Annotated in this window: 17 protein-coding genes and 1 pseudogene; 12 read left to right on the top strand and 6 right to left on the bottom strand. The window is 70.4% G+C overall.

The window, feature by feature from the left end; translation table 11 throughout:
* Positions 1 to 27 precede the first annotated feature (27 nt).
* From ACWGDB_RS25270 to ACWGDB_RS25230, 9 genes are all read left to right on the top strand, one after another.
* On the top strand, positions 28 to 657 hold the full coding sequence (locus tag ACWGDB_RS25270; RefSeq protein ID WP_453824494.1) for a winged helix-turn-helix transcriptional regulator: 630 nt from the start codon (positions 28 to 30) through the stop codon (positions 655 to 657).
* Between the two features lie 194 nt (positions 658 to 851).
* Positions 852 to 1880, top strand: coding sequence for a recombinase family protein (locus ACWGDB_RS25265; protein WP_453824493.1), 1029 nt, complete (start codon positions 852 to 854; stop codon positions 1878 to 1880).
* Positions 1881 to 2196: 316 nt separating this feature from the next.
* Positions 2197 to 3294, top strand: a complete 1098-nt coding sequence (locus ACWGDB_RS25260) for a LacI family DNA-binding transcriptional regulator (RefSeq protein ID WP_453824492.1) — start codon at positions 2197 to 2199, stop codon at positions 3292 to 3294.
* 57 nt (positions 3295 to 3351) lie between these two features.
* Complete coding sequence (locus ACWGDB_RS25255; protein ID WP_453824491.1) at positions 3352 to 4950, top strand: FAD-dependent oxidoreductase; 1599 nt, start codon at positions 3352 to 3354, stop codon at positions 4948 to 4950.
* Between the two features lie 65 nt (positions 4951 to 5015).
* Positions 5016 to 7145, top strand: a complete 2130-nt coding sequence (locus ACWGDB_RS25250; RefSeq protein ID WP_453824490.1) for a hydantoinase/oxoprolinase family protein — start codon at positions 5016 to 5018, stop codon at positions 7143 to 7145.
* Positions 7142 to 7759 (top strand): hypothetical protein, encoded by a 618-nt coding sequence (locus tag ACWGDB_RS25245; RefSeq protein ID WP_453824489.1) that lies wholly within the window; start codon positions 7142 to 7144, stop codon positions 7757 to 7759. Before ACWGDB_RS25250 ends, ACWGDB_RS25245 begins: the two co-directional genes overlap by 4 nt.
* A gap of 3 nt (positions 7760 to 7762) precedes the next feature.
* The gene (locus tag ACWGDB_RS25240; RefSeq protein WP_453824488.1) at positions 7763 to 9052 is read left to right on the top strand and encodes a transporter; all 1290 of its coding nucleotides are present in this window, start codon (positions 7763 to 7765) and stop codon (positions 9050 to 9052) included.
* A 24-nt stretch (positions 9053 to 9076) separates the two neighbouring features.
* Positions 9077 to 10078: a hypothetical protein gene (locus ACWGDB_RS25235; protein ID WP_453824487.1), complete on the top strand. Its 1002-nt coding sequence runs from the start codon at positions 9077 to 9079 to the stop codon at positions 10076 to 10078.
* 109 nt (positions 10079 to 10187) lie between these two features.
* Positions 10188 to 10508 (top strand): hypothetical protein, encoded by a 321-nt coding sequence (locus ACWGDB_RS25230; RefSeq protein ID WP_453824486.1) that lies wholly within the window; start codon positions 10188 to 10190, stop codon positions 10506 to 10508.
* A gap of 42 nt (positions 10509 to 10550) precedes the next feature.
* On the opposite strand, the pseudogene ACWGDB_RS25225 reads toward ACWGDB_RS25230, so the two are convergent.
* A pseudogene (locus ACWGDB_RS25225) lies at positions 10551 to 10763 on the bottom strand (glycine betaine ABC transporter substrate-binding protein); the annotation flags it as partial.
* Positions 10685 to 10927 (bottom strand): LysR family transcriptional regulator, encoded by a 243-nt coding sequence (locus ACWGDB_RS25220; protein WP_453824485.1) that lies wholly within the window; start codon positions 10925 to 10927, stop codon positions 10685 to 10687. The pseudogene ACWGDB_RS25225 and the gene ACWGDB_RS25220, both read right to left, overlap by 79 nt.
* A gap of 269 nt (positions 10928 to 11196) precedes the next feature.
* On the opposite strand from ACWGDB_RS25220, the gene ACWGDB_RS25215 reads away from it, so the two are divergent.
* Both ACWGDB_RS25215 and ACWGDB_RS25210 read left to right on the top strand, forming a co-directional pair.
* The gene (locus ACWGDB_RS25215; protein WP_453824484.1) at positions 11197 to 14205 is read left to right on the top strand and encodes a family 16 glycoside hydrolase; all 3009 of its coding nucleotides are present in this window, start codon (positions 11197 to 11199) and stop codon (positions 14203 to 14205) included.
* Between the two features lie 291 nt (positions 14206 to 14496).
* A complete protein-coding gene (locus ACWGDB_RS25210) occupies positions 14497 to 15633 on the top strand; it encodes a PQQ-dependent sugar dehydrogenase (RefSeq protein WP_453824483.1) in 1137 nt (378 codons plus the stop codon).
* Between the two features lie 40 nt (positions 15634 to 15673).
* Here ACWGDB_RS25210 and ACWGDB_RS25205 read toward each other — a convergent pair whose 3' ends face one another.
* The 3 genes from ACWGDB_RS25205 to ACWGDB_RS25195 form a co-directional block, all read right to left on the bottom strand.
* Positions 15674 to 16159, bottom strand: coding sequence for a GntR family transcriptional regulator (locus ACWGDB_RS25205; RefSeq protein ID WP_453824482.1), 486 nt, complete (start codon positions 16157 to 16159; stop codon positions 15674 to 15676).
* Positions 16156 to 16944, bottom strand: coding sequence for a hypothetical protein (locus ACWGDB_RS25200; RefSeq protein WP_453824481.1), 789 nt, complete (start codon positions 16942 to 16944; stop codon positions 16156 to 16158). Before ACWGDB_RS25200 ends, ACWGDB_RS25205 begins: the two co-directional genes overlap by 4 nt.
* Positions 16945 to 17067: 123 nt before the next feature.
* Positions 17068 to 18321 carry a low temperature requirement protein A gene (locus ACWGDB_RS25195; protein ID WP_453824480.1) on the bottom strand — a complete coding sequence of 418 codons (1254 nt, stop codon included), beginning with the start codon at positions 18319 to 18321 and terminating at the stop codon, positions 17068 to 17070.
* Positions 18322 to 18538: 217 nt separating this feature from the next.
* On the opposite strand from ACWGDB_RS25195, the gene ACWGDB_RS25190 reads away from it, so the two are divergent.
* Positions 18539 to 20182 carry a protein kinase domain-containing protein gene (locus ACWGDB_RS25190; protein ID WP_453824479.1) on the top strand — a complete coding sequence of 548 codons (1644 nt, stop codon included), beginning with the start codon at positions 18539 to 18541 and terminating at the stop codon, positions 20180 to 20182.
* A gap of 4 nt (positions 20183 to 20186) precedes the next feature.
* Here ACWGDB_RS25190 and ACWGDB_RS25185 read toward each other — a convergent pair whose 3' ends face one another.
* Positions 20187 to 21032 carry a GntR family transcriptional regulator gene (locus ACWGDB_RS25185; protein ID WP_453824478.1) on the bottom strand — a complete coding sequence of 282 codons (846 nt, stop codon included), beginning with the start codon at positions 21030 to 21032 and terminating at the stop codon, positions 20187 to 20189.
* Positions 21033 to 21100: the final 68 nt, after the last annotated feature.

Raw genomic sequence — 21100 nt, 5'->3', positions numbered from 1 at the left:
CTCAACACCACGATGTAGGGTGGTGGCATGCGCACCTACGGGCAGTACTGCGGCATCGCGAAAGCACTGGACACCATCGGCGACCGATGGACCCTGCTGATCATCCGCGAACTGCTCGCCCTGGGTCCTTGCCGGCACACCGACCTGCGCAACGGGCTGCCCGGGATCGCCAGCAACCTGCTGGTCGACCGGCTCCGCGAACTCGAGGAAGCCGGCCTGATCCACCGCGAGGCCGCCCCGCCGCCGGTGGCCACCACCCTGTTCTCCCTCACCGAGCGTGGCCGCGAGCTGGAGCCGGTGCTGCGGGAGCTGAGCCGGTGGGGCGTGCCGCTGTTGCGTGAGCCGGCCGACAGCGACACCTTCCGCACCCACTGGCTGGACATGCCCGCCCGGGCACTGACCGACCACCGCCCCGACCAGCCGGCAATCGCCCTGCAACTGCACGCCGACGGCAACGAAGACCTGGTCATCGAAGTCAAGGACGGCTCGGTGCACACCCACGCCGGCCGGGTCGACCACCCCACCGCATCCCTGACCGGACCGCCGCACCTGCTGGCCGCGACCCTGCTCGGCGACCTCGATCTGAGCGCCGCAGTACAGCAAGGCCTGCGGCTCAGCGGCGAACACGAGGCAGTACTGCGCATCCTGCCCCGCTGAACGACCGGCCGCTCGCGAGACTGCGACCTCATGCTCTACCGAGTCTGCGCCGGTCTCAAAAACGGTCCTTTGCCCGAGCAAGATCAAACATGATGCCCCGGCGGGCGCGAAGTGCCGTTCCGGTTCGCAGAACTCGTTCTCACTCAAAGGTGGGGCGTGTACTTCTGAGAATGGTTTGTGACAGCATCCCGAGCGTGACGGACCCTCAAGAAGCCTCCCCGAGCGACGCGGACGACGTCGAGCGCCATCCCTGCCCGCGCTGCCGGGCCGAGCCCCGCTCGCCGTGCCGCTCGCGCTCCGGCGCGGTCGCCGGCACCTACCACACCGGCCGCTTCACCAAGGTGCCCCGGCTCGCCAAGCTCTTGCGCGTGCCCACCCCCGCCGACCGCGGGCCCGGCCAGCCGTGGCGCCCCGGCACCCCGGTCCCGCTCGCCCTGGCCCCCGACACCCCGAGCGCCGACATCCGCATCGGGTACGCCCGCTGCTCGACGCTCACTCAGGAACTCCAGTCCCAGCTCGACGCACTCGCCAAGCACGGCATCGACCGCGACAAGGTGTTCTCCGAGAAGATCAGCACCCGCGTCCGGGTCCGCCCCCAGTTCGAGGCCGCACTCGCGCTGGCCCGCCAGATCAAGGCCCACGCCCCGCACTGCCGCGTCATCTTCACCGTGTACGAGATGAAGCGCCTCGGCCGCGACGCCGCCGAACTCACCGCGCTCGCCGACCACCTCACCGCCCACGGCCTGGTCCTGGAGATGCTCGCCGGACCCCTGCCCGGCATGTACGACCCCAGCGGGCCGGGCCGCCTGCTTTTCGCGTTCTTCGCCGCGATGGCGGAGACCGAGCGGGAGAACATCCGGGAGTCGACCCTCGAAGGACTCGACGCCGCCGCCCGCAAGGGCAAGCACGGCGGCCGACCGCCCGTCATCACCGAGGACATGCTGCACACCGTGCTCCGGCGCCGGGCGAACGGCGAGTCGGTTGAGCGGATCCAGCCTGACCTGATCATCCCCACAGGCAAGCGCAAGGGGCAGGCCCCCAGCGTCGCGAGCATCTACCGGGCGCTCGCCGAGCACGAGAAGCAGGAGGCGTACCCCGAAGCCGTCGCCCAGGCACATGCGGACTTCGCCAACCTCCAGGACGCCGACGACATCCCCCGCCCCCGCCGAGTCCGCATCCGACGCCCGGACGACCCGCTCACCCCGACACCAGCCGGACCATGATCAATCTCAGCGGCACTTCCTGTACCGCAACTACTCACACCCGGTCTCCCGCTGCGCCATGCACGCCGCCGCCCGGGTGAGCGCCGGCCGAGGACAGAAAGACGAGCGGCCGCGGAGGCGTCCAGGCTGTCTCGACCGGGTTGTCCGTCGGCAATGCCCCGAGTGCCCGAGCATCAGGGGGCCGACCAGCCCCACTGATCCCGATCACGCAGAGGTCACCCGCATCACTTCCGTCCCGAGCCTTGACCCGCCGGGCGGGCAGGTGCAGTCTCGTTAATGCGCATTAGGTAATACGCATTAACAAGGAGCAGCCACCGTGGAACCCAGGAAGCGCCCCGGACGTGCCCCTGCTGCGGCCGGGCGGACGTCACGACCCCGGCAGGCCGAGGTGGCTCGGCTCGCCGGGGTCTCGCAGGCGACCGTGTCCCTGGTGCTCTCCCCGAAGCCGGACGGGAAGGGACGCCTCATCTCCGAGGAGACCCGCCAACGGGTCCTGGAGGCGGCCCGCAGTCTCGGCTACGTGCCCGATCCGGCCGCCCGGCGGCTGGCCGCCGCCCGCAACAACCTCCTCGGCGTCTTCAGCTTCACCGCCACGTTCCCCACCGATGTGCAGCACTCGTACTACCCCTTCCTGGTCGGCGTGGAGCGCGAGGCGGCGGCGCTCGGTTACGACCTGGTGCTGTTCACCGGTTCGAGCACCGGCGGCGCGGGGGCCGAGGGTCCCGAAGCCCTGAGCCGGGTCCGGCTCGCGGACGGCTGTCTGTTCATCGGCCGGCACACCCCCCGGGCGGAGCTCAAGCGGCTGGTCGAGGACGGTTTCCCGGTCGTACACCTGGGCCGCCGCGAGGAGTTGGAGGGCGTGGCCTGGGTGGGCGCGGACTATGTCCAGGCCACCCGTGACGTCGTGGGTCATCTGGCCGAGTGGGGACATCGACGGATCGTCCTCGTCCGCGAGGACGACGATGCACCCGCTTCGACGGACCGTCAGCGCGGCTTCCTGGAAGGGCTGGAGGCGGCAGGCCTGCACGCCGGGCCCACGTCCGTCTTCCGGTCCGCCGATCCGCAGCGGGAGCTCACGCCCGAACGGCTGCGGGCCTGGGCGGACGACGGGGTGACGGCCTTCGTCGCCGAGGAGACCGACACCGGGGCCGTCTGGCGAGGCCTGCTCTCCGCCGTACGCGGGGCGGGCCTCGACTGTCCCGCGAAGGTGTCCCTCGCCCTGCTCGGCAGCCCGCCCTCCGATCTGGCGAGCGAGCCCGTACCGACCGGATTCGACATCCCCCGGCCGCAGTTGGGCGCCGCGGCCGTACGGCTGCTGGCCACGCTCGTCGCGGGCGAGGAGGCGCGCGAGCCGCTCGTCGGCTGTGCCTTCCGCCCCGGTCCGACGACCGGACCGCCGCCGGCCCGTCCCTGAACACGGTCCCACCCAGCCACCACCCTCCGTGAACCTGATCCGGCAGCAAGGAGAAGCGTGATACCCGAAGCAGACATCCTCGTCGTGGGCGGCGGCCTCGGTGGCGTGGCCGCCGCACTCGCCGCCTGCCGGGGAGGACGCAGCGTCGTGCTCACCGAGGAGACGGACTGGATCGGCGGCCAGCTCACCAGCCAGGCCGTACCGCCCGACGAGCACCCGTGGGTGGAGCAGTTCGGCACGACCGCCTCGTATCGGCGGCTGCGCGAGGAGATCCGGCGGTACTACCGCCACTGGTACCCGTTGCGAGCCGAGGCCCTGGCGCTCACGGAACTCAACCCGGGAGCGGGCCGCGTCAGCAAGCTGTGCCACGAGCCGCGGGCCGCTCTCGCCGTCCTGGAGGGCATGCTCGCGCCCCACCGTGCGGCGGGCCGACTGACCGTACTCACCGAGCACCGGCCGGTCTCCGCCGAGGCCGACAACGATGTCGTCAGGTCGGTGACCCTGCAGGATCTGCGTGCCGGGACCCAACGCACCCTCACCGCGCGCTACGTCCTGGACGCCACCGAGACCGGCGAACTCCTCCACCTCGCGGGCGTCGAGTACGCGAACGGGGCCGAGTCGCGCGCCGAGTTCGACGAGCCGCACGCCCCGGACGAGGCCCAGCCCGACAACCAGCAGGGCATCACGGTCTGCTTCGCGCTCTCCCACCACGAGGGCGAGGACCACACGATCGACCGGCCGGAGGACCACGACTTCTGGCGCGGCTATCGGCCCTCGTTCTGGCCCGGTCCGCTGCTCGGCTTCGAGGCGCCCGACCCGCGCACGCTGGAGCCGGTGCCGCGGACCTTCGTACCGAATCCCGATCTCGACCCGCTCGGTGTCTCCGCCGACCAGAGCGCCGACGCCGGCGACAAGGAACTGTGGGGCTTTCGCCGGATCCTCGCCCGCAAGCTGCACACTCCGGGCGCCTTCGACTCCGACATCACCCTCGTCAACTGGCCGCTCAACGACTACTGGCTCAAGCCGTACATCGGCCAGGAGGCCGAAGCGCTGCGCGAGGCACGGCAGTTGTCGCTGTCACTGCTGTACTGGCTGCAGACCGACGCACCGCGCGAGGACGGCGGCACCGGCTTCCCCGGCCTGCGGATCCGCCCGGACGTGACCGGCACGGCGGACGGCCTGGCCAAGGCGGCGTACGTCCGCGAGTCCCGCCGTATCAAGGCCGTCACGACGGTCACCGAGCACGACGTGGCGATCGACCTGGTCGGCCCGTACGGCGGCACCCGGCACCGGAACTCCGTCGGCGTGGGCGGGTACCGCATCGACCTGCATCCCTCGACCGGCGGCGACAACTACATCGACATCGGCTCGGTGCCGTTCGAGATCCCGCTCGGGGCACTGGTGCCCCGACGCGTCCGCAACCTGCTGCCCGCGGGCAAGAACATCGGCACCACGCACATCACCAACGGCTGCTACCGGCTCCACCCGGTGGAGTGGAACGTCGGCGAGGTCGCGGGTGCGCTGGCCGCCCACTGCGTGGCCGAGGACGTCGAGCCGCACCAGGTGCAGGCGGACGACAAGCGGTTCGAGGAGTTCGCGCTGCTGCTCGACCGCGACGGAGTCCAACGCCACTGGCCGGACGTACGCGGCTACTGAACGAACCCAGCGCGCAGACGGGTCGCGCACACGCGAACCGATCCAGCACAAGGAGGTGCTTGGGCATGAACACACCCCGCATCCGCGTCGGCATCGACGTGGGCGGAACCTTCACCGACGCCGTGGCCGTGGACGCCACGACTCTCGAACTCCTGGGACAGGTCAAGGTCCCCACCAGCCACCATCACGAGGACGGCGTCGCACACGGCATCGTCGAGGCCCTCGACCGGCTCCTGGAACGGACCGGCTCCGCCCCGACCGACGTCGCCTTCCTGGCGCACGGCACGACCCAGGCCACCAACGCCCTCCTGGAGGGCGACGTCGCGACCGTCGGGCTGATCGGCATCGGGACCGGCCCCTCGGCGGTGTTCACCCGCCGCCTCGCCTCGTTCGGCAAGCTCGAACTCGCCCCCGGCAAAAGACTCCCGCTGGTGTACGCGCATGTCGCCGACCCTGACGACGCGGTGGCCGTCCGCGGTGCCGTCGAGCAGGTGAAGGGTGCGGGGGCTCAAGTTCTCGTCGCCAGCCAGCCGTTCAGCGTCGACCGGCCCGAGGGCGAGCAGGCCGTCCTGGACGCGGCACGGCCGTACGGGCTGCCGATGACCGCCGCGCACGAGATCACCTCGCTGTACGGGCTGCACAAGCGCACCCGCACCGCGGTGGTCAACGCGGCGATCCTGCCCCGCATGCTGGCCACCGCCGACCTCGTCGACGCCTCCATCACCAAGGCGGGCGTGACCGCACCCCTGATGGTGATGCGCTGCGACGGCGGCGTGATGGCCCTCGACGAGATGCGTCGGCGACCGCTCCTGACGGTGCTGTCGGGACCGGCCGCCGGAGTCGCCGGCGCTCTGATGCAGGAGCGGGTGAGCGAGGGAGCGTTCCTGGAGACCGGAGGCACCTCGACCGACATCAGCGTCGTGCGCCGCGGCAAGGTCGCCGTACGGCACGCCACCATCCTCGGCAGCACCTCGTATCTGAACGCCCTGGACGTGCGCACGGTCGGTGTCGGCGGCGGCTCCATGGTGCGGATCGGCGAGGGCCGGGTGAGGGGTGTGGGACCGCGCAGTGCCCACATCGCGGGGCTGCCGTACGCCTGCTTCGCCGCTCCCGGCCAACTGCGTGACGCCGAGGTGGCCACCGTCCGGCCCATGGACGGTGACGCCGCCGACTACGTGGTGCTCGACGCCGCGGGCGGGCGGTTCGCCGTCACCATGACCTGTGCCGCCAATGCCCTGGGCCGCGTCCCCGAGGGCGACTTCGCCCGCTGCGCCCCGGAGACCGCGCGTGCCGCGATCGCGCCGCTGGCCGCCGTGCTCGGCACCGACGTCGCGACCGCGGCCACGCGGATCCTCGACGCGGGCGTCGCCCAGGTGAGGACGGTGGTGGACGCCATGATCCGCGACTACCGCCTCGACAAGGACACGGCCGTTCTCGTCGGCGGAGGCGGAGGCGCGGCGTCCGTCACCCCGCACCTCGCCCTCACCAGCGGCATGGAGGGCCGGATCGCCCGCCACAACGAGGTCATCAGCCCCATCGGCGTCGCCCTCGCGCTCGTACGCGAGCAGGTCGAGCGGATCGTGCCCGGCGCCTCGCAGGAGCAGATCCTCGCCGTCCGTGCCGAGGCGGAGCGGGCGGTCGTCGCCCAGGGTGCCGCCGCCGAAGGCGTGGAGGTCGAGGTCACCGTCGACCCGCAGACCAGCACCGTGCGCGCGGTCGCGACCGGCGCCACCGAACTGCGCACCCAGGACCGGTCCCACCGCGCCGACGACACCGAGCGTCTGCGTGCCGCGGCGGCGAGTCTCAGGGCCGACCCGGCGGACGTCCGTCTCCTGGCGGGCACCGCGGCCCACACCGTCTACGGCACGCGGACGCACCGTCGCCTGCGGGCGCCGCGCCGGCCCGTACGGATCGTCGACATGGACGGCGTGGTACGCCACCATGCCGCCGACGCCCGCGTGGAGACCACCACCGTGGCCGGTGCCCCCGAGGTGCTCGCCCGGCTGGTGGGCGAGTCCACCTCGTACGGCGACGGCGGCGTCCGTGCCCCTGCCCTGCGGCTGCTGCTCGGCTCCCGCATCGCCGACCTGTCCGGCGTCCTCGATCCGCAGCCTCTGCTCGCGCTGGCCCGCAGCGAATTGCGTGCCCGCGCGGCCGACGAGCCGGTCGTCGCGGTTCTCGAGGTGCGGTCATGACGGCAAATGAACTCTCCTCCGGAGAAGGGGAATTGACAGTCCCGGCGGCCGTCGACGACCTGCGCGACATCGACGACATCGAATGGGCCGTCCGGCTGCTGGCCGCCACACCGACCCACGAGGGCCGTGATCCGCGGCTGCTGCGCGAATGGGCTTGCAGGGCCGACGAGTTCGGATCCCGGCTCGCCCCCGTCCCGTCCACCGCGCTCGTGGTCGAGCGGGACGACGGCCTGGAGCGGATGCTGCTCGCCCGCTACACGTCACGGCCCCCGACGGTCGAGCTCTACACCGACACGCTCGCACTCGCCGAGGAGCTGGTCGACGCCCGCGGCTGGCGCACCTGGTACCCGCCGGGCTCCGTGCGCGCGGCGGCCCTCGCCCACGAGGCCGTGCACGCCCACCTCCATCACGGCCCGGCGAAAGCCGCGCTCAAGCTGGCGCTCGGCCACACCGTGCTACGCCTCGGACGCCACCGCGTGGCCGGCCATGTCGCCGGTGCCGAAGAGGTCGCCGCCCACGCCTACGCCAGAACGGTCTGCGGGCTCGGCCGCAGCCCCCTGCTCCTCACCGCCGCGCTTCGCACAGCGCTCCCCCGGCCCGGAAGAGAGAACTGACCCATGGGTGTCGTCATCCTCCTCGTCATGGCCGCAGGCGTCGGCCTGATGCTCACCCGCAGACTTCCCACCGCCTTCGCGCTGGTGCTGCTCGCCGTCGTCATCGCCTTCCTCGCCGGGGCACCGCTCACCGGCGAGAACAGCGTGCTGGACACCGTTCTCCAGGAAGGTGCGCCGGCCTTGGCCGCCACCATGATCGCGATCGTTCTGGGCTCCTGGCTGGGCAAACTCCTCGACGAGACCGGCATCGCGGGCACGCTCGTCCGCAAGATCGTCGAGTTCGGCGGTGACCGCCCGACCGTGGTGGCCCTCGGCGTCCTCGCCGTGTCCGCACTCGTCGGAACGGTGACGGGCTCGGCGCCCGCCGCGATGCTCGCCGGCATCATCGGCATCCCCGCCATGATCGCCGTCGGCGTGCCCAAGGTGACCGCCGCGGGCACGGTGCTGATGGGCATCGCCGTGGGCATCCCGTTCGAGCTGCCGGTGTGGCAGTTCTTCTCCACCGCGCTGGAACTGCCGATCCCGACCGTGCGCGGCTTCATGGTGAAGCTCTTCCCGTTCGCCCTGGTCGCCGCCCTGGCCTTCGTCCTTGTCGAGACGCGTCGGCGTGGCACCGAGCATGCCTGGTCGCTCAAGTCCCTCGACTCCTCCGGCGCGAAGCCTCGTTCACGCCGCGCGGAGCTGGGCGACGCCCCGTGGTACGCGCTGCTCGCCCCGGCCGTCCCGCTCGTCCTGGCCCTGGGTTTCGAACTCGCCATCATCCCCTCGCTGTTGGCGGGCGTTCTCTACGCGCTGGTCACCACGACCCGGCCCGGCGCGATGAACAAGCGGCTGCTGCGCACCCTGTACGGCGGATTCGAGGTGGCCGCCCCGCCGATCGTCCTGTTCGTCGCCATCGGCATCCTGCTCGCGGCTGTGAAACTGCCGGGCGCCGTGGACGCGCTCGAACCGCTCGTCAAGGCCGTCAGTCCGCAGAACCCCGTGCTGTTCGTCCTCGTCTTCACCCTTCTCGTCCCGCTGTGTCTCTACCGCGGCCCTCTCAACGTGTTCGGGCTCGGCGCGGGCATCGCCGGAGTCCTCATCGCCACCGGCATCTACCCCGCGGCCGCCGTCCTCGGCATGACCACCTCGTACAACCAGGTCTTCGGCGTCGCCGACCCCACCAGCACCCAGACCGTGTGGAGCGCCCAGTACGCGGGCGTCACTCCGCAACAGGTCATGGTGCGCACCCTGCCGTACGTGTGGGCGGTCGCCCTGGGCGGCCTGTGCGTCACCGCCGTCACCCACCTCTGAGCCCCTCCGTCCTTGGAGCCCACCATGCCCGAGCACCCCCTCGACCGGCGTCTCTTCCTGCGCGCCGGCGCCGCCACCGGAGCCGCTCTCGCCATTGGGACGGCCGTCGGTGCCCGGCCCGCCGCCGCGGCGCCCGGCGGATTCCCCGACTACAAGTACGTCCGCACTCTGCTGACGGCAGCTCAGCTGAAGTACAACCCCACCGGCGAGATCATCTTCCCCTGCGTCCGGGGCGTCTACGACAAGCTGAGCGCCCCACTGGGCCGCTACTACCTGTACTACGCGCCGCACGACGCACCCGGTGGGATCTGCCTGGCCTACGGCAACTCGCTGGAGGGTCCGTTCACGGAGTACCCGTCGAACCCGATCGTCTCCAACAAGTGGTCAGGGCACTACTCCGTCAGCCATGTCTCGTCGCCCCACGTGCTGTGGAACCAGGACGCCGAGGAGTTCTGGCTGTACTTCCACGGAGAGAACACCACGACCCGCCTCGCCCGCTCGGCCGACGGGATCCACTTCACGTACGACAAGGTCGTGCTGTCGACGTCCGTGCTCCCGGTGGGCACCGCGGAGACGTCGTACGCCCGCGTCTTCCGCCACGACCTGCCCTCACGCGGTGCCCGTTACGTGATGGTCTTCATGCTCAACAACACCACCAACCACCGGGACATCCACTGGGGTTGGTCCGCCGACGGCCGCACCTGGACGTACGACCAGCAGCCGCTGATCCGGCACAGCGACGTCGGCGCCGTCAACGTCGGCGGTCCGCACCTCCTGCACCGGAACAACAGCACCTACGTCGTCTACAACAAGGACAAGTCCAGCGGCGGCGACATCATGATCACCGAAGTCGGCAACGACTTCAGCAAGCGCACCCACCTCGGAGTCTTCTACAACTCGCGCAGCGCGGCTCCGGAGAACGGGCGCGCCGCGGCGCCTTCCTTCGGCACCGACGGCGGCGTCCCGTACATGATCTACGAGGCGGGAGAGCGGCTCGCCGGAGCCATCGCGGTGGCCCGGGGCTGAGCCGCGCGAGGGCCGCTGTCCAACAGTTCCCCTTCCGCTTACGCAACCCGGTTCGACGTCTCGACGTCCAACTCCACAACAGACGGCTGCAGATCACCCGGGAGAGCACGTGGCGAAGAAGGACCGGACGACGGACGCGGCGGCGGAGAAGGACCGCGAGAAATGGATGGCCCGTTTCCAGGTACGGCTGGCCATGCAGCCGGGCGTGGACCGGGCAGTCGTGCTCCAGGCGGTCAAGGAGGTCACGGTGCACTGCGCGGAGACGGGAGAGCACCCGCGAACCGCCTTCGGCGACCCGGACACCTACGCCGTGCAGGCCGCCGCGCGGCTGGTGCCGGCCGACCGGGCGGCGGGCGCGAGGCGGCGCAACGCCGTGGTGGACGCGCTCGACTCCGTACGTGACGCGGCCGGCAAACTCGGCGGTCTGTGACCAGTTGAAGCGTGACCGGCTCGGTGACCGGCCCGCACGGCGCTACCCGAGCCAGGCCTTCACCTTGCCGGGGTGTGCCGCGACCCACCTCTTCGCGGCCGCCTGTGGTGTCATCTTGTCGAGCGCGATGCACCTGGCGACGGTGTTCTGGTCGTCGTTGGTCCAGGTGAAGTTCTTCACCACGCCGTAGGCCGGGCTGCCGGATTTCGCGAATCGGGTGCTGACGATCTTGTCGAGGTCGAACACGGGGTAGTCACGCCCTGTGCGAGCCGATGAAACCGTTTCCCGCCGCATTCGCGCTCCAGGGTGCGGATCGCATGCGACAGCGAAGGCTGCGCCACATGGAGCGCGTTGGCCGCGGTCGTGAAACCGCCGTGCTCGACGATCGCGATGCAGTACTCCAGTTGGCGTCGTTCCATCGGATCTCCGTCGATCGCCGCACGTCCAGGGATCACCGCGCGGACCGGCGGGCGAACGGCAGAGACAGTCTGCATCGGCCGGCCGTCCGGTGCAGGACCGGTTCACCGATCGGACTTTGAACCGACTGATGACAAAGTATGGACGCGATCGGCGAAAGTCCCCTACGGTATCGGCGCAACCGCACGAGTACCGCCTCTGCGCGCCCCCGCGCAGCGGGTCTCTCGACCGGAGTGCAATCCGGCGGCCTCCGGTCCGTTCTGGAGGACCGATGCATCTACGGTTGTTCCGCCGCGCCCGAAGACGGCTCACCCCCCTGCTTCTCGGAACCTTCCTCGTCGGGGGCGTGTGGACAGCGCCCCCGTCCGCCGCCGCCCCTGATGACATCCCGCCCCAGGAACCGGGGGTGACCCTGCGGGTGTTCGACACCCAGGTCCCGCTCAGCAAGCTGTGCACGCTCAAGCCGGGGCAGACCCCCAACCACGACAAGCTGATGCCGACCGTGGACTGGTCCACGACCGGCGACTTCGGCGGCTTCGCCGACAACTTCTCGGCCGAGGTGTCCGGCTACCTCGTGGTCCCCGACGACGGGTCCTACACCTTCCGCCTGACCAGCGACGACGGCTCCCGGTTGACCATCGACGACCGGACGGTCATCGACCACGACGGACTGCACGGGGCCGAGCCGAAGGACGGATCCGTCCAACTCACGCCCGGATCACACCCGTTCCGCATCGACTACTTCGAGCGGGGCGGCGAGCAGCGCCTCGCGCTGGCGTGGAAGCCACCGTCCGCGACCGACTTCACCACGGTGCCGAGCGAGGCACTGAGCACCGACGCCGGGGTGGTGCGGGTCACCGCCCCGGGACGCAAGGAGTGCGAGTCGGGAGCGGACAGCCCGGGCGACGGTCTGCCACTGACCGACGTACGCCCCGACCTCACCCTCACCGACCTGCGCCCGGACGGCTTCGAGCCCCAGGTCACCGGCATGGACTGGCTGCCCGACGGGCGCCTGGCCATCACCACCTGGGGCGGCTCCCAGACCACGACGGGCGAGGCGTACCTCCTCGACAACGTCACCGGCAACACGAGTCGCGACAAAGTGACCGTGAAGAAGGTGGCAAGCGGGCTGCGCGAGCCCATGGGCATCAAGTACGTCGACGGCTCGCTGTATGTGTCGCAGAAGCACGAGCTGACCCAACTGGTCGACACCGACCGGGACTTCGTCGCCGACGAGTACCGCACCGTCGCCACCTGGCCCTACGGCGGCAACTTCCACGAGTTCGCCTTCGGGCTGCTCTACCGCGACGGCCACTTCTACGTGAACCTCTCCGTCGCCATCAACTACGGTGGCGCGACCACGACTCCGCAGCCGGCACCCGGCCGCGGAACCACGTACAAGATCAGTAGGAAGACCGGGAAGATCCAGCCGATCGCGGGCGGCCTGCGCACGCCCAACGGCATCGGCTGGGGCCCCGGCGGCGACATCTTCACCACCGACAACCAAGGCGGCTGGCTGCCCGCCTCCAAGCTCGTCCACATCAAGCAGGACCGCTTCTTCAACCACTACACCGAGCCCTCGGGCCCCTTCGACGACCGGTCGGTGACCGAACCGGTGCTGTGGCTGCCGCAGAACGAGATCGCCAACTCCCCCAGTACCCCGCTGTACTTGACCAAGGGCCGGTTCGCCGGACAGATGCTCCTCGGTGACGTCACCTACGGCGGGCTCCAGCGTGCCTATCTGGAGAAGGTGAAGGGCCAGTACCAGGGCGCCGTGTTCCGCTACACGCAGGGCCTCGAAGCCGGCGTCAACCGCATCACCATGGGCCCGGACGGCGCGGTCTACGCGGGCGGGCTCGGTGCCGACGGCAACTGGGGCCAGGAGGGCAAACTGAAGTTCGGCCTCCAGAAGCTGACGCCTAACGGCGGCAACACCTTCGACATCAAGGAGATGCGCGCCGTCCCCGGCGGCTTCGACCTGGAGTACACGCAGCCGCTGTCCCAGGCCACGGCGGAGAAGCTGGCCTCCCGCTACCAGGCCGAGCAGTGGCGCTACACGCCCACATCGGACTACGGAGGACCGAAGATCGCCGAGGAGCGGCTGAACGTCCGCTCGGCGACCCTCGCCGACGACGGGCGCACGGTCTCGCTACGCCTTGACGGGCTCAAGCCGGGCCGCGTCGTGCACGTCCGTTCACCACGCCCCTTCGCGTCCACGTCCGGTGAGACGCTGTGGAGCACCGAGGCCTGGTACACGCTCAACACCCTGCCGGGCAAGCAGCCGCCACCCGCGACGCTGTACGAGGCCGAGGAGGCGCGGCTGACCGGAGCGGCCGGAATCAACACCGACCACACCGGCTACTCGGGCAGCGGCTTCGTCGACAGCTACGGCACGGAGGGCAAGGCCGCCACGACGTTCGACGTCACCGTCCCGAAGGCCGGCGACTACGACGTGAACCTTCGCTACTCCAACGGGCCCAACCCCTTCCAGGGCACCAAGTCCCTCTCGCTGTACGCCAACGGGCAGAAGCTGAGACAGACGAAGTTGGCCTCGACGGGCGACTGGGACACCTGGTCGACCCGGACCGAACGGGTCACGCTGCGCGCGGGGAAGAACACCGTCGCGTACCGCTTCGACTCCGGCGACACGGGCCATGTCAATCTGGACCTGATCACCGTCCGCCCGCACGGCGCCCGGGTCACCCTCTTCGACGGGTCCGCCGCGTCACAGGGGCTGTGGCAGCACACGGACGGCCGATCGGTGGAATGGCCACTGACCGACGAGCAATCGATGGAGGTGTGCTGCGGCGACCTCCGCACCAAGGACGCCTACCAGGACTTCAAGCTGCACGTGGAGTTCCGCGTCCCGCTCCTGCCGGACGACGTGACCGGTCAGGACCGCGGCAACAGCGGCGTCTACTTCCAGGACCGGTACGAGCTTCAGATCCTCGACTCCTTCGGTGACACGACGCTCGACACGAACGAAGCCGGAGCGATCTATCTGAAGAGGGCTCCGGACGTCAACGCGGCCACAGCGCCGGAGACCTGGCAGACGTACGACGTCACCCTCCGAGCGGCCCGCTTCGACGCCGACGGCACCAAGACGGCCGACGCGCGGGTCACCGTCGTCTGGAACGGCAAGAAGATCCACGACGACATCGCGATCGACGGCCCGACCGGCGGCGGCGCGCCGGAGGGACCGTCGGCCGGGGCCATCCGCCTCCAGGACCACGGCAACAAGGTGCGCTACCGCACCATCTGGGTGGAACCACTGAACTGAAGCAACCGCAACCGCGAGGAACGGGGGCGCGCCTACGAGGGTTGTGGGCGCGCCTTCACCCCAAGGGCTTCGCGGTGCCGGGCTTGCGGGACCTCGAGCGGGCCTCTTCTTCACATAGCTGGTCTATACCAAGCGGCACTGTCTCAGTATCCTCATACGTAGCCAGCCAGTAGCACACCGCTCCTCTCTCCCCACACCCCCCACCAGGTTGCGTGCTGGCGCGAGCGGCACCCCGCGACAAGCTCCAGCAGCCGCGCGACCTGCCGATTCACCGCCTCCAGGAGGATCTCGGTGAGAGTTCGCATCCGAAGCACGGCGATCATCGGCACCATCTGTCTCGTCGCTTCCCTCGCCCTGACCGTGGCGTCGGCCGACGAGCCCGACGCCCCACGGCGGGCAGCGAAGGTCACCCTCAAGAACGTGGCCACGGCCCAGAATCCGACGGCCGGCGCCGCCGGTCCCGGCGGGAAGCTCTGGATCGCCGAACGCCCGGGCACCGTAAGGGTCCTGGACAGCAAGGGGCTCGGTCGGCCCGTCCTCGACATCACCGCGGAGACCACCACCGACGGCGAACGCGGGCTGCTGGGCATCGCGTTCGACAAGACGTTCGCGCACTTCTACATCTCGTTCACGAACCTCGAAGGCACCAGCACCGTGGACGAGTTCGCCGTACGGAACGGCAAGATCCAGCCGCAGACCCGGCGTACGGTCATCACCCAGACCCAGCCCTACGCGAACCACAACGGCGGCGACATCAAGATCGGCCCCGACGGCTACCTCTACATCGCACTCGGCGACGGCGGCTCGGGGGGCGACCCGCACGGCAACGGGCAGAATCTCGGCACCCTGCTCGGCAAGCTCCTGCGGATCGACCCGAGGGGCGGCAAGCCGTACGCGATCCCGTCGGACAACCCGTTCGTGAACGACCCGAACGCCAAGGACGAGATCTGGGCGTACGGGCTGCGCAACCCGTGGCGGTTCTCCTTCGACTCGGGCACGGGCGACCTCTTCATCGGTGACGTCGGCCAGAACGACTGGGAGGAGATCGACTGGGCCCCGGCCGGCAGCAAGGGCGGCGAGAACTACGGCTGGTCCCAGATGGAGGGCACCCATCCCTTCCGCGGCGGCACGGAACCCGCGAACCATGTGCCGCCGGTCCATGAGTACGACCGCGCCAACTTCGGCTGCTCGGTCACCGGCGGCTACGTCTACCGGGGCAAGGCGATTCCGGCCCTCAAGGGTCAGTACGTGTACAGCGACTACTGCGACGGCACCGTCCGCTCCCTGCAGTTGAAGAACGGCAAGGTGACAGCCGTGCACGACCTCGGAGTCAACGGTGGCGAGGTCATCTCCTTCGCGCAGGGCGGCAAGGGCGAACTGTACGTACTCGCCATCGGCGGCAGCGTCTCCCGTATCGACCCGGCGTAACGACTACCGGAAACCCGTCATTCGACTACGCGCCCGCCGCTCAAGACTGCGCCTCACGCCCGTGCCTCACACCCGTGACCTTCACCGACGCCTCCGTCGACCTGGGGCCGCCCGCTCCGTGGTCGACGGTGGCCGCAGGGGAGGCGGGCTCCGAGTTCAGGGCATTGCGGACGGCGGTCAGGATGTCCTCGGTGTCGGCGCCGAGCGCTCGGGCGGCGGAGGTGAAGTCCCGGGCCAGAGTGCCGAGTTGAGGGGCGTCGTGGACGCGCGGTCCGGACGGGAGCGCCGCCACCCGGGTGCCCGCGCCACGGCGGGTGCGGATCAGCTCCGCGGCCTCCAGCTCGCGATAGGCGCGGGCCACGGTGCCCGGCGCCAGACCGAGGTCGGCAGCGAGCTGGCGCACGGTCGGCAGGCGCTCGCCCTCGGTCAGCCGACCGGTGCGAATGAGCGCGGCGAGCTGGGCGCGGATCTGCTCGTAGGGCGGTACCTGGCTGGTCGTGTCGACGCGGACGGTGCGGTCGGTCATCGCGGGAATTCCCATCGTGCCGCCTCGTCGTCAACCGCCCGCGGTGCCACCACGGTTACCAGGGACCACCCGAACGTGAACAGACTCAGCAGACCCAGGGGACAGATCACCATGACGGTGGCGGCACCGAGCGGGCCCGCGCAGGCCGTTTCCGTGAGCGCGATGAGCAGCATCAGAACAACGAGCAGGACCTGGCTCGACACCAGCAGCCCCCAGGCTCCCGTGATCGCCCACGCCCGGTCGCGGCGCTGCTGGTAGTCGCCCGGCCCGTGGGCGATACGGCGCAGGGCCCAGACGCACGCGGGGGTTCCGACCGCGAGGGCGGCGAACATCGGGCCGCTGTAGTAGAGGCCGGGCCAGGGACCGAGGGACGCGGTCAGCCCCTCACAGGCGACGACCATGACACGCCCCGCTCCGCCTGTCCGGTCGGGGCCGGCGGAAGCGGTGACGGCGCCCATGACCAGCAGACCGACGAGGGAGGCCGCCTGCAGAAGAAGCAGGGGCGCCATACGGGGCGGCACGTGGTTTCTGACCAGACGCGGGGCGAGACTCGCGGTGCGTACCGCTTCCTGGGGGCCGAGCGTCAGGGCGTCGCCGAGCAGGACACCGCCCACCGCGCACAAGCCGAACGCCGTGATGGCGAACACCAGGGGGATCGTGATGTCGCCGCTCTCCATCATGACCAAGTGCTGCGCGGCGACGATACCGATGGCCAGGCCGGACCAGCGGGCGTAGTGGTCGGCGTGGTCGAGGAGCCGGGACTGGAGCGGGACGGTGTCGAGCACGTGGAGATCCCCCAGGAACACTTGTACCAAACGGTGGGTACAAGATGCCCTGGTCGGAATCTTGTGTCAAATGCTCGATACAAGCCGACTCCGACGGCCGACCTGGACTGCCTCCTGTCGGTGTCAGCCGGCTGTTCTCTCGTTGATCAGGGAGCCTTGCCTCAGCCACCGCACGAATGCAAAGACCCACGTCGCGGAGAGGAGGAGCAGCAGGATGAGGGCCAGGAGCCAGGGGGCGGGGCGGGACCAGCCGACGAGGAGGGCGCCGACGGCTGCCGCGACGAGCACGGCTTGCACCGACTTGTAGACGGAGGGGAGGCGGTCGTAGTCCGCCAGGGTGGGCAGGAGCACCACGATGGCGATCAGCATGACGGCCACCGACCCACCCATCAGCCAGCTCACTGCGACCGGTGTCCGGTGATCGGTGGCGTGCTCCACGAGTCCGACCATGCCCGCGCCGGCTGCCGCCACGGCCATGGACGTCGGCAGGTGCGTGAAGATCCACGTCGCCAGGGAGTGGCCGGACTCGCGAGGCAGCCGTCGGGACACCAAGTCGGCGTAGTTCCACCAGAAACCGAAGCCGATGGCGAGGCCGAGCAGGCCCGTCGTAGTGACGAGTGTGCTGCGTTCGGTCTCCGTCAGGCCGTTCACGACGCCGATGACGACTTCGCCGAGGACGATGATGATGAACAGCCCGAAGCGTTCGACCATGGGCTCGGTCACGACGTCGTAACTCGGCGCTCTGCGCCAGGAGATGAGAATGACGCACTCCACGCTGCACCACGCGACGACGAACACCGCCCAGACGACGAGCCGGGCGTCGGCCGACAGAGGTACCGAAGCCGCGATCGCGATGATGCCCGTGACCATGACGATCAGATAGCGACGGGGCGTCCTGCGCAGCTCCGGTTCGTCCTGTCGGTACACGGAGTACCACTGGTAGGACAGCAGGGCCAGCAGCAATGCGTACAGGGCCGCCAGGGTGCGGCCGTCGTCGCCGTCGGCGTGGCCGACGTAGACCGCCATGAGGGACAGCAGCAGCATCTGCACGAAGATCAGCGAGCGGGTGTGTCCGTCTTCGCGGCCGTGCAGTTCGTAGAAGAGGGTGCCGTTCAGCCAGGCGATCCAGATCAGCCCGAAGACCACGGCGAACGTTGCCGTTCCCCGCCAGGAGAAGTCCTCGGCCAGGGTGTGGGCCGCCTGCCCGACCAGGACGACGTAGACGAGGTCGTAGAAGAGCTCCAGGAAGCTGACGCTGCGACCGGTGTCGACCTCGCCGTGGCGCCGCGGCGGGCGGAAGAGCCACCGGCGGGTACCGGTGCCCAGGGGCATTGCCTCTGCGTTGCCGGGACGGGGCTCGGGGGCACTGTCGGACATGTGAGGCTCCTGTGGGGCGCGGCCGAACGTGTGGCGCGGTGATGATGACGGCCCGGGCCGACAAGCCCGTACGGTGCCGCCCCGCCATGTGCTCAGGATATGAACTGATATGAATGCATCGCGTGCAGGAACGGCCCGCGTGTACACGGACGGCGCCCGTCCCCCGCAGCCACGGTCTGCCGTCCCTGCGGCCCGAGCAGCGCCCCCGGAGAGGTTCATGAGACGTCTGGATCCCACCGATCCGCCGGTCATCGGCGGCTACCCCCTGTTGGCGAGACTCGGCGCCGGCGGCATGGGGCAGGTGTTCCTCTCCCGCACGGCCTCGGGTCGTCCGCTGGCCCTCAAGACCGTACGCACCGAGTTCGGCCTCGACCCCGGGTTCGAGCAGCGGTTCGCCCGCGAGATCGCCAGCAGCGACCAGGTGCGCTCCCCGTGGACCGTGTCGGTCGTGGACTACAGCCCCGCGGGGCACCGGCCGCAATGGCTGGCCACGGAGTACGTGGCAGCGCCCTCGCTGGCGGACTGGGTGGCGTGCGACGGCCCGCTGGCCGAGTCCGCCGTCCGGGCCCTGGCGGCGGAACTCGCCGAGGGGCTGCGGGCCGTACACCGGGCGGGGCTCGCGCACCGCGACGTGAAGCCGTCCAACGTGCTGCTCGCCCGCCGCCATCCGCTGCTCATCGACTTCGGAATCGCGCGAGCCGCGGACGACACCCGGCACACCCGTACCGGCGGTGTCATCGGGTCCCCCGGGTACATGGCGCCCGAGCAGGTCACCGGGGGAATATCGGCCGAGCCCGGCGACATCTTCTCGCTGGGCGCGGTCCTGGTGTACGCCGCCACCGGGAACGGGCCCTTCCTGCACCCGGGCGAGGACCCGTCCGCCGCCCAACTCCTCTACCGCGTCGCACACGAGGAGCCCGCGCTCGACGGCGTGCCGGAGCCGCTCGCACCCTTGCTGACCGCCTGCCTGGCGAAGTCACCGCAGGACCGTCCCACCGCGGACGAGCTGCTGGGGAGGCTCGAGGCGAGTCCCGGCGTCTGGGCCTCGGCACGGCCGCCGCGCCTCGATGCGGACATCGCCGCCCGGGAAACCGAGCTGGCGGCGCTGCTGGAACACTCGGCGCCCCTCCCCCCGGAGTCACTCCCGGCGCCCGTCCCGGCACCGCAGACCGGGTTCGGGCCACCGACCGCGTACGGCCCGCCGATTGCGTACGGCTCTCCTCCCGCTCTCCCGTCGGTTCCCGCTCCCGGCCCCGTGCCCCTTGCCCCGTCCGGGGCCGGTTCCGCGCCGGGGCGTCGGTCGGCGCGGGCATGGGCGGCCGCCGTGGCCGCGGGCACGGTGGTGACGGCGGCCGTCGTCACGGCGCTGGCCTGGCCCGACGGCTCTGATGACGACGCGAGTCGAAACGGCCGTACGACCCCGCCGGCCTCCGTCTCTCCGTCCCCCACCGCTGCCCGAAATGCCCTGCCCGCGTCCTGGGCGGGCACGTGGAAGGGCACGGGCCCCGGCAGCCCCGACGGCGACGGCATCGTCAACGCGCGCACGACCCGGGTGGCCGTGACCGTCACCCTGCACGCCGCGGCGCGGGGCGAGATCGTCGGCAGACAGGTCAGCCACGTGACCGAGGAGGGCACAGGCCGGAACCTCGGCTGCACCGAGACGCTGCGTCTGCGGGAGACGCATGGAACGTCCATGGTCTTCGAGGCCGTCACGAGCGCACCCACGGATCCGTCGGCCGGCGTGCTGTGCACTCGGGGCAACGTCTACACCCTGGAGAAGACCGGCGCCGACACCCTGACCCTGGGGAACGAGGGCAGTCAGACGACAGGGTCGCCCTCCCGGCTGACCCGCTCCTCCTGACACCTCACCGGTCGGCGTGCACGTCCCCCTGAGCTGTGAGAACGACGGCTTCCTGCTGGGGGAAGACACCGGGCGGGATGCCCGGGATGGATTCCGTCCGGGTCGTTTGATCCTCACCGGTCGGCAGACCCCCCAAGGTCAGACGGGTGACGATGCGGTAGCGGTCGCCGCGGTAGATGGAGTGGACGTACTCGACGGCCTGGCCGTCGGTGTCGGTGGTGAGGCGCTCGAAGAGGAGCGCCGGTGACAGGTGCGGCACGTCGAGGAACTTGGCCTCGGCCTGGCTGACGACGGTGGGCTCGATCGTCTGCACGGCTTCGCTGACCCGGACTCCATGGCGGACGTGAAGGTGCTCGTACAGGTCGCCCGTCTCCAGTTCCTGCGCGGTGAGCGCGGGCACCAGTCCTGCGGGGATGTGCAGGTGCTCGATGGCCATGGGGTCGCCGTCGACGAGGCGTAGCCGCGCCACGTAGACGATGTCGGCGGCGGGTGACAGGTGAAGTTTGCGGCCGACCCGGGCCCCGGCGGCGATGGTGGTGAACTCCAGCAGGCGGCTCGTCCAGGCGCCGGCTGCCCTGGGAACGACCATGGCCCGGTGGTCCGAGACCAGCTCCTGTGTGATCTTCTCCGGCGCCACGAACATGCCTCGGCCGTGCTCACGCACAAGAAGTCCCGCGGCGACCAGTTCGTCGACGGCTGCCCGCAGGGTCGGCCTGGAGACGTGCAGGGCGGCGCACAGGGACCGCTCGGAGGGAATGGCGTCGCCGGGGTTGAGCGATTCCATGAGTTCGAGGATGTGGTCCCGGACGCGTTCTCGCTTGAGGACCGTCCCCGACTCGCCAGCGTTCATGCTGCTGCTCCCGCCCCGCCGTTCGTGACTGCACCTGACCAGTCCACTACTTCTTACCACTGATCGAG

Source organism: Streptomyces sp. NPDC055013 (assembly GCF_053608645.1).
The sequence above is the reverse complement of the archived record's forward strand: the minus strand, read 5'-3'. Positions and strand labels throughout refer to the sequence as shown.

What these genes read in the sequence shown, in the direction of transcription:
- ACWGDB_RS25245 (WP_453824489.1), top strand. Translation starts at nt 7,142, where the DNA reads ATGACGGCAAATGAACTCTCCTCCGGAGAAGGGGAATTGACAGTCCCG.
- ACWGDB_RS25205 (WP_453824482.1), bottom strand. Translation starts at nt 16,159, where the DNA reads ATGACCGACCGCACCGTCCGCGTCGACACGACCAGCCAGGTACCGCCC.
- ACWGDB_RS25185 (WP_453824478.1), bottom strand. Translation starts at nt 21,032, where the DNA reads ATGAACGCTGGCGAGTCGGGGACGGTCCTCAAGCGAGAACGCGTCCGG.
- ACWGDB_RS25235 (WP_453824487.1), top strand. Translation starts at nt 9,077, where the DNA reads ATGCCCGAGCACCCCCTCGACCGGCGTCTCTTCCTGCGCGCCGGCGCC.
- ACWGDB_RS25190 (WP_453824479.1), top strand. Translation starts at nt 18,539, where the DNA reads ATGAGACGTCTGGATCCCACCGATCCGCCGGTCATCGGCGGCTACCCC.
- ACWGDB_RS25270 (WP_453824494.1), top strand. Translation starts at nt 28, where the DNA reads ATGCGCACCTACGGGCAGTACTGCGGCATCGCGAAAGCACTGGACACC.
- ACWGDB_RS25250 (WP_453824490.1), top strand. Translation starts at nt 5,016, where the DNA reads ATGAACACACCCCGCATCCGCGTCGGCATCGACGTGGGCGGAACCTTC.
- ACWGDB_RS25215 (WP_453824484.1), top strand. Translation starts at nt 11,197, where the DNA reads ATGCATCTACGGTTGTTCCGCCGCGCCCGAAGACGGCTCACCCCCCTG.
- ACWGDB_RS25195 (WP_453824480.1), bottom strand. Translation starts at nt 18,321, where the DNA reads ATGTCCGACAGTGCCCCCGAGCCCCGTCCCGGCAACGCAGAGGCAATG.
- ACWGDB_RS25240 (WP_453824488.1), top strand. Translation starts at nt 7,763, where the DNA reads ATGGGTGTCGTCATCCTCCTCGTCATGGCCGCAGGCGTCGGCCTGATG.
- ACWGDB_RS25220 (WP_453824485.1), bottom strand. Translation starts at nt 10,927, where the DNA reads ATGGAACGACGCCAACTGGAGTACTGCATCGCGATCGTCGAGCACGGC.